The organism is Sinomicrobium oceani (genome assembly GCF_900119185.1).
Lineage (GTDB): Bacteria > Bacteroidota > Bacteroidia > Flavobacteriales > Flavobacteriaceae > Sinomicrobium > Sinomicrobium oceani.
This window is the reverse complement of the sequence record NZ_FPJE01000004.1, coordinates 240,534-248,285: the sequence shown is the minus strand read 5'-3', so window position 1 is coordinate 248,285 and position 7,752 is coordinate 240,534. Positions and strand designations below refer to the sequence as shown.

5 protein-coding genes are annotated in these 7,752 nt (G+C 40.0%); 4 read left to right on the top strand and 1 reads right to left on the bottom strand.

What is annotated here, in order from left to right; translation table 11 throughout:
* The coding region (locus BT112_RS05450; RefSeq protein WP_175545751.1) for a helix-turn-helix domain-containing protein at positions 1-120 on the bottom strand (120 nt) is incomplete at its 3' end.
* 158 nt (positions 121-278) lie between these two features.
* Between BT112_RS05450 and BT112_RS05440 the strand changes: the two genes are divergently transcribed.
* The 4 genes from BT112_RS05440 (at position 279) to BT112_RS05420 (ending at position 7,623) form a co-directional block, all read left to right on the top strand.
* Positions 279-1,175: an HsdM family class I SAM-dependent methyltransferase gene (locus BT112_RS05440; RefSeq protein ID WP_083564801.1), complete on the top strand. Its 897-nt coding sequence runs from the start codon at positions 279-281 to the stop codon at positions 1,173-1,175.
* Entirely contained in the window at positions 1,175-2,392 is a 1,218-nt protein-coding gene (locus BT112_RS21580; RefSeq protein ID WP_139276009.1) for a restriction endonuclease subunit S, read from the top strand. Before BT112_RS05440 ends, BT112_RS21580 begins: the two co-directional genes overlap by 1 nt.
* A gap of 11 nt (positions 2,393-2,403) precedes the next feature.
* Positions 2,404-4,047: an ATP-binding protein gene (locus BT112_RS05425; RefSeq protein ID WP_072316352.1), complete on the top strand. Its 1,644-nt coding sequence runs from the start codon at positions 2,404-2,406 to the stop codon at positions 4,045-4,047.
* 132 nt (positions 4,048-4,179) lie between these two features.
* The gene (locus BT112_RS05420; RefSeq protein WP_072316351.1) at positions 4,180-7,623 is read left to right on the top strand and encodes a DEAD/DEAH box helicase family protein; all 3,444 of its coding nucleotides are present in this window, start codon (positions 4,180-4,182) and stop codon (positions 7,621-7,623) included.
* The last annotated feature ends 129 nt before the right edge of the window (positions 7,624-7,752 follow it).

Sequence of the window (7,752 nt, the reverse complement as noted above, 5' to 3'; positions counted from 1 at the left end):
ACGTTGAAAAAAAGCGATGTACTTGCTTACGGTATTACGGGAGATCCCCAACTGGGAACTGATCCGGCGCTTACTGACCCCGGCACTGTATAACTTGAATATCTTTTTTACTTTTCGCATTTCTATTTGTTTGTTGGCCATAATCTTTTTAACAAAAAAAGACTATTGCGCACACTTCAAATAGAATCGATTTTTAGTGGTTCACTTTCATCCGTTTTAGGTGGTTCACTTTCACCCGCTGTGCTATGCTCACTTTCACCCGTTTTTAGTGGTATACTATATCCGTTTTTTGCATTCTGGTAGCGGCGGGGGAATATATTTACGAAAACCATTACAATTGGTTTGAAGATGCTGCCTTTAGGGCGCATTACAATGACGGGATGTTTAACGGGACGGAGTTCGACAGTACCATGTTGCGTATTGCAGCCATGAACCTGCAGTTACATGGTATAGAAACACCGAAATTGAGAGGGGTAGATGCTTTAAGCAAAAGTAATGGTGATGTGGACGAGGCCTATACCCTGGTTCTGGCCAATCCGCCGTTTAAGGGAAGCCTGGATTATGACGATGTAGAGAGCAGCCTGCTGAAAACCACCAAAACCAAAAAAACGGAGCTTCTCTTTCTAAGCCTGATCCTCCGTATCATGCGAACCGGCGGCCGTGCGGCGGTGATTGTGCCCGACGGGGTGCTGTTTGGCAGCAGTACCGCCCATAAGGCTATCCGGAAAGAACTGGTGCAAAACCAGCGGTTGCAGGCGGTAGTTAGTATGCCAAGCGGCGTGTTTAAGCCCTATGCCGGGGTGAGTACGGCAATACTCTTCTTTACCAAAACCAACTCCGGGGGGACGGACCACGTATGGTTCTACGATATGAAAGCCGACGGTTATAGCCTGGACGATAAACGAAGCCCTGTAACAGCAAACGATATTCCCGATATCTTAAAACGCTTTCATAACAGAAAAGGTGAAGCCGGAAGAAAAAGGACTGAGCAAAGTTTCCTGGTGCCTATGGATGAAATTAAGGCCAATGACTGGGACCTTTCTATTAACCGCTATAAGAAAATTGTTTATGAAGAAGTGGAATATGATGCACCGGAAGTGATTTTGGACAGAATTAAAATGTTAGATGAAGAAAGAAGAAAAATGTTTAGTGATTTAAATAGTACTCTACTATAATGATATCCTTAGATAAAGTAACTAAAGAACTTCAAACAGGTAAAAGACCTAAAGGAGGTGCTATAGACAGCGGAATCCCTTCTTTAGGGGCTGAGCATTTAGATAAAAATGGGGGGTTTAATTTCTCAAAGCTTAAGTATGTTGATGAAGGATTTTATAATAATATGAGGTCAGGTTTAATTCGTGAAGATGATATTATTATTGTAAAAGATGGGGCCACAACAGGTAAGGTAAGTTTTGTAGATGATAAATTTCCGCTACATAGAGCTTGTATAAATGAGCATGTTTTCATTCTTAGATTAAATGAATCTGTATATCCAAAATATATATTCTATCATCTTTTTAGCAAAATTGGGCAAAGACAGATTTTGGAAGATTATAGAGGATCAACTGTTGGAGGGATATCAAAAAAGTTTGTAAATTTTATCAAAATCCCCTTCCCTCCATTAGAAACCCAAAAACACATTGCCCAAATCCTGGACGATGCCGCCGCCCTTCGCGATAAAACCAAACAACTTATAATGGAATACGACCAATTGGCGCAAAGCATTTTTTTGGATATGTTTGGGGATCCGGTGGTTAATCCGAGGGGATGGCAGGTGAAAAAATTGAAAAGTATTACATCAAAAATATTAAGTGGTAATACTCCTAAAGGGGGGAGTAACGTATATGTTGAAAAAGGGATTACTTTTTTTAGAAGCCAAAATGTCTGGAGGAATAGATTAGAATTGGATAATGTTGCTTATATAGATGAGATTACTCATAAAAAGATGAATAAAAGTAGCCTTTGTAAGGGTGATATATTAATGACGAAAACAGGTAGGATCAATACGGAGAACAGTAGTTTAGGTAGAGCAGCTATGTTTAATGGTGAAAATGATAGTGCTAATATTAATGGTCACGTATATTTAATAAGACCTAAAGAGGATGTAATTAATGAATTTGTACTGTTTATTCTTACAACCAATGAATATAGAGGCTATATCAGAAGAGTGTGTGTTGGAGGAATTGATAAAAGGCAGATAAATAAAGAGCATTTGGAAGAGTTTCCTATTATTTACCCCCCAATCAAACTCCAAAACCAATTCGCAGAAAAAATAACTTTGATAGAGCAACAAAAAACCCTGGCACAACAAGAACTTAAAGAAGCCGAAGACCTGTTTAACTGCTTATTGCAAAAAGCGTTTAAGGGAGAGTTGGTTAAGGAACTTGTATAAAATTGTAAGTTATGAAGGAGAACAGTCTTTTAGATAAAAAATCTATCGCCATTATTAAGGGGAGTAAAGCTAATTGGAAAGAGCTGGCAAAAGACTGTGTTTGTTTTGCCAACGGTGCGGGAGGAAAAATTATTATCGGTATTGAGGATACGGAAAACGAACCGCCGGCAGGTCAAAAAATTCCGGATGATTTGATTGAAAAAATACAAAAGACAATTCCGGCATTGACCCACAATGTCGGGGTGGTTCCGGTTAAAAAAGAGGCGGATAATAAGGCAGAATATATAGAGCTTCAGGTATTCCGTAATTCCCAAAGCATAGCCAGTACTTCCGATGGTAAATATTATATGAGAGTATCGGACGAGTGCAAACCTGTATTGCCGGAAGATTTGAGCCGTTTACTGGCAGAGAAAAACGCGTTTGTCTGGGAGGAAAAGGTGGTGAGAAGCATTCCTGCTAGTGCCTGCGATATGGCTAAGTATGACCAGTTTCTAAAGGATGTCAGATCCTCCGAAAGGGTAAGTGAGTTTGTAAAGGAGATGACTCCGGAGGAAATCACCGATTATTATTTTCTTACGCAGAACGGGATTTTAACTAATCTGGGAGTTTTATGGCTGGGAACCAGAGCGCAAAGAGCGGTGCTTCATTATCCTCCTGCGGTTCAGTTTATCAGGTATGATGAAAATGAAAATAAAGTCTTTAAAAAGGTCTGGGACGATTACAGCAAAAATCCGAAAGAGCTTATTACAGCCATTTTAAAGGAAATACCGGACTGGAATGAGTTTGTGGAAGTGTCCGATGGTATTTTCAGGAAAAACATTTATAACTATCCGCCCGAAGCCATAAGAGAGATCGTGGCCAATGCGTTTGCGCATAGGAATTACACCATGCGGGGAGATATTTTTATTAACCTCTACCACGACCGGCTTGAAATACATAGCCCCGGATTATTACCCCTGGGAGTAACGCCTTCGAATATCCTTTCAAAATCCGTGCAGCGCAATGCTCTCTTGGCGAAATTGTTTTACGATTTAAAACTCATGGAAAAGGAAGGTAGTGGGTATGATAAGGTATACGAACTTTTGCTTGGAAGCGGAAAGCAGGTGCCAGAGGTGATTGAAGCAGATGATAGGGTCATCGTTATCATTAAAAAGCAAATTGTTAGCAGTGAAGTGCTGAAACTGATGGACAAAGCCTCCCGGGACCTGCAATTAAAACAGAAAGAAGTTATTGCGTTGGGAATGATAGCCCAGAAAGAAGGAATTTCGGCTATTGACTTGTCCAGATCGCTTAATATTTCCAAGCCTAACGGCTTACAGTATTGGATAGGGCGTTTATTGGATCTGAAAGTGGTGTTGTCCAAAGGAAAAACAAAAGGAACACTTTATTATGTAAATCCGGAGTTTATCAGGACTACAGATTTTATAGAGCGAACTAACCTGAAAAGAATAGAACCATACAGGTTACAGGAACTGATTTATGAGGATTTAAAAAATTACCCGGAAAGTGCCATTAGTGAGATCAATGAAAGAATAGGAGGAGAAATTAAGCAACGCACACTTAAAGCCAAATTGGATGAAATGCTGGATAGCGGGCTTATAAGGAAGGAAGGAGAGCGGAAAGGAACCCGGTATTTTATCAACAAAAAACTGTGAAATAAAGTAAAAAAAAGGTGATAAATGTTGATAAAATGTCGATAAATGGAAGAGGTGCAAAAGGAGGAACAGTTAAAGATTATCTGAATATAAGCAGGAATTGCTATTTTTGAGAGTAAAGCCAAGGTTTCCATGACGAACTTCAAGTTTTTAGAATCAGAATTCCCCGAATTGTACAGAGAAGCCTCCAATGCAGAAAAGTATACCTTTACCGAACCCAGATTTGCGGCATTACTTTGCAGGAGTGCCATGGAACTTGCCGTATTGTGGTTATACAGGAATGATGCAGACCTGGAGTTGCCTTATGATACCAAACTCGGAGCGCTTATACATCATGAAGATTTTAAAGCGATCTTAAAGCCATCCATGTTCCGCGAACTTGATGTTATCCGGCTATCCGGAAATAATGCGGCACATGGTAAAAGAGTAAATCAGTACGAAGCACTGCAATCATTAAAAAACCTGTTTCGCTTTCTTTCCTACCTCAGTGTTTATTACAGCGAACAAAACCCGGATATCCCACCATTTAACGAAACTCTTATTCCCGATGGTAAGCAAAGCGATAAAACCATCAGGGAGCTAAAACAAAAGGCCGAGAGCATGCAGGCTGAGCTGGATAAGGTTCGTGACGAGTTTAAAAAGCGTGAGCAACAATGGGAAGAAAACAAGCAGCTGAAGCAACAGGAAGATGAAAGACAGAAAGCAATTAAGCAACGTAAGCATCAAAGACATCAGGATGTAGTTGAAGAACAGGCGATCCCTGCTCTCACTTCAGAATCGGAAACCCGTAGATTGCTTATAGATTTATTACTAAAGGAAGCGGGATGGGATAACTTAAAAAAAGGGAAAGACATAGAATTTGAGGTCTATGGCATGCCGTTGTCTACAAACCCGACAGGAAAAGGATATGTTGATTATGTGCTGTGGGGCAAAAACGGTTTGCCCCTGGCGGTAGTCGAAGCAAAAAATACGTTGCACAGTGCCGATAAAGGAAAACACCAGGCTTCCTTATATGCAGACTGTCTCGAAAAAAAATACGGACAGCGACCGGTAATGTTTTATTCCAATGGTTTTGAAACCTATATATGGGAAGATCAGTTTTATCCCCCGCGGGAAGTAAGTGGTTTTTATACGCAGGAAGAGCTGCAGTTACTGATCGATCGCCGAAGTACACGTAAAGATATCCGGAATTTTGAGGTAGATAAAAATATAGCGGGGCGACCATATCAGCTGGAGGCAGTGCAACGTGTTGCAGAACATTTGGTAGCTGATCTGAACGGCAAGCTGAGAGGAAAGAACAGAAAAGCACTTTTGGTAATGGCGACCGGAAGTGGAAAAACAAGGACTTCCGCAGCAATAGTCGATATGTTTACCAAAAGCAACTGGGTAAAACGGGTTTTGTTTCTGGCCGATAGAAATGCCCTGGTAAAACAGGCGAAAAATGCATTTAAAATGCACTTACCTCACCTTTCCGCAATAGATCTTACGAAAGAGTCTGAAGATCATGGTACACGATTGGTGTTTTCTACGTATCCAACCATTATGAACCGTATAGATAGCCTGAAGAATGATCAGGGAAGGTTTTATGGAGTTGGACATTTTGACCTGATTATTATCGACGAAGCCCACCGGTCGGTGTATCAAAAATACCGTTCCATATTCGAATATTTTGACACCTTGCTTATCGGGCTTACGGCAACCCCTAAAAAAGATATTGATAGAAATACATATTCACTTTTTGAAATTGAAGACGACAATCCCACTTTTTCCTATGAACTGGACCAGGCGGTAAAGGATAATTTCCTGGTTCCCCCGAAAGCCATTAAAGTGCCTATTAAATTTCCTAGAAAGGGGATAAACTATGCCGAATTATCAGAAGAAGATAAGGCTAAGTATGAGGAGCTTTTCGGAGATCCCACCACGGGGGAAGTATTGATGGATAAAATAGAAAAAAGTAAAATAAACAAATGGTTATTTAATAAAGATACCGTTGATAAAGTGTTGGATTATTTAATGACCAATGGTATTAAGGTGTCTGGAGGGGACAAGCTGGGTAAAACCATCATTTTTGCGAAAAACCACCCACACGCAAAATTTATTGAAAAAAGATTTAATAAGAATTACCCGGAATACGGAGGGACATTCCTTGAGGTTATAGATAATTACGCAGATAAAGCGCAGAGCCTGCTGGAAAATTTTTGTGAAGACAAAAAAGAAATGGAACCTCAAATAGCAGTTTCTGTAGATATGATGGATACGGGAGTGGATGCGCCCAGGGTGGTAAATCTGGTATTTTTTAAAGAAGTAAAATCTTATGCCAAATATTGGCAAATGATAGGTAGGGGAACGCGTTTACGTCCCGATCTTTTCGGACCCGGGAAGGACAAAAAGTTTTTTTTGATCTTTGACTATTGTGGCAATTTTGAGTTTTTTGACGAATATCCCGAGGGAATAACCGGTAACCCTACCAAGTCCTTGTCAGCACAATTGTTTGAAACACGGTTAGAGTACATTATCAGTGTCAGAGAGAAACATCCAGCCTCTGAAGATGAAGAACAAATGATGATAAACTTCACCAATCTTTTGCATCATCAGGTAGAAGGATTGCAAGAAGACCGTTATCAGGTTCGTAAGGTTTGGAGAGCGGTAAAAGAATTTAAGAACAGAAATCGATGGAATGACCTGAACAAAGGGGATATTAATGAGCTGCTTAGTAAGGTGGCGCCGGTTATTTCTGTAAAGGATGATGAAGATGAAAAAGCTAAACGTTTTGATCTTTTGGTCTTAAATCTTCAATTATCCGTACTTCGGTGCAACCAAATGCAGGAAATCTATGTGGAGAAGATCCGTAGTATAGCTCAAAATCTGTATAAAAAGCGAAATATTCCCGAGATTGCAGCCAGGTTAGAACTACTTAATGGAATTATCGGAGGAGAGTATTGGCAGAACATAACGCATTTGGAACTGGAGAAACTTCGGGAATCCGTACGTCCTCTGGTAAAATATCTGGATAAGGAAGCCGAAGCACCGGTATACACTAATTTTGAAGATATCCTGGAGGTGGCCAATGCCCAGGAAGTAAATATCATGCCTTCCTATACCAATATGCAATCTTATAAGGACAGGGTAGAGGCCTTTATCCGGAAAAATAAAAATCACTTAGTGATTAATAAGCTCTATAAAAATATTCCGGTAACAGAAGCTGAAATTAAAAAACTGGAAGATTTTCTGTTTAATCAGGCAGCCGGGACAAAAGAGGAGTTTGAGAAAGAGTACGGACAAGAGCCTTTAGGGAAGTTTATCCGAAGAATAGTCGGCCTGGATATAGAAACGGTTAACGGGTTGTTTAGTGAGTTTATTCAGTCCGGTAATCTCAATGCCAATCAAATCACCTTCATTCAACGCATTATTAATTTTCTTAATACCAATGGAGTACTGGATAAGAGTCTACTCACCAAGCCTCCTTTCAATGAACATCACGAAAATGGAATTTTAGGACTTTTCCCTGATGAAGAAAAAGTTGTAAAAATTATATCCATCATTGACCAGGTAAACAACAACGTGGGCGTTTCTTAACATAGCATTAAGTTATATAATACCCAGTTCGGCCTTTCCCAACTTCGATATAAATAGCTAATCAGTTCGGTGTGCAAATACTTTGCACATACAGATGCCATATTTGCATTGTTAAAACTTAAAAGCAGG

Bases quoted from the DNA above. Each gene is read 5' to 3' on its own strand.
- BT112_RS05425 (WP_072316352.1), top strand. From the start codon at position 2,404: ATGAAGGAGAACAGTCTTTTAGATAAAAAATCTATCGCCATTATTAAG.
- BT112_RS21580 (WP_139276009.1), top strand. From the start codon at position 1,175: ATGATATCCTTAGATAAAGTAACTAAAGAACTTCAAACAGGTAAAAGA.
- BT112_RS05420 (WP_072316351.1), top strand. From the start codon at position 4,180: ATGACGAACTTCAAGTTTTTAGAATCAGAATTCCCCGAATTGTACAGA.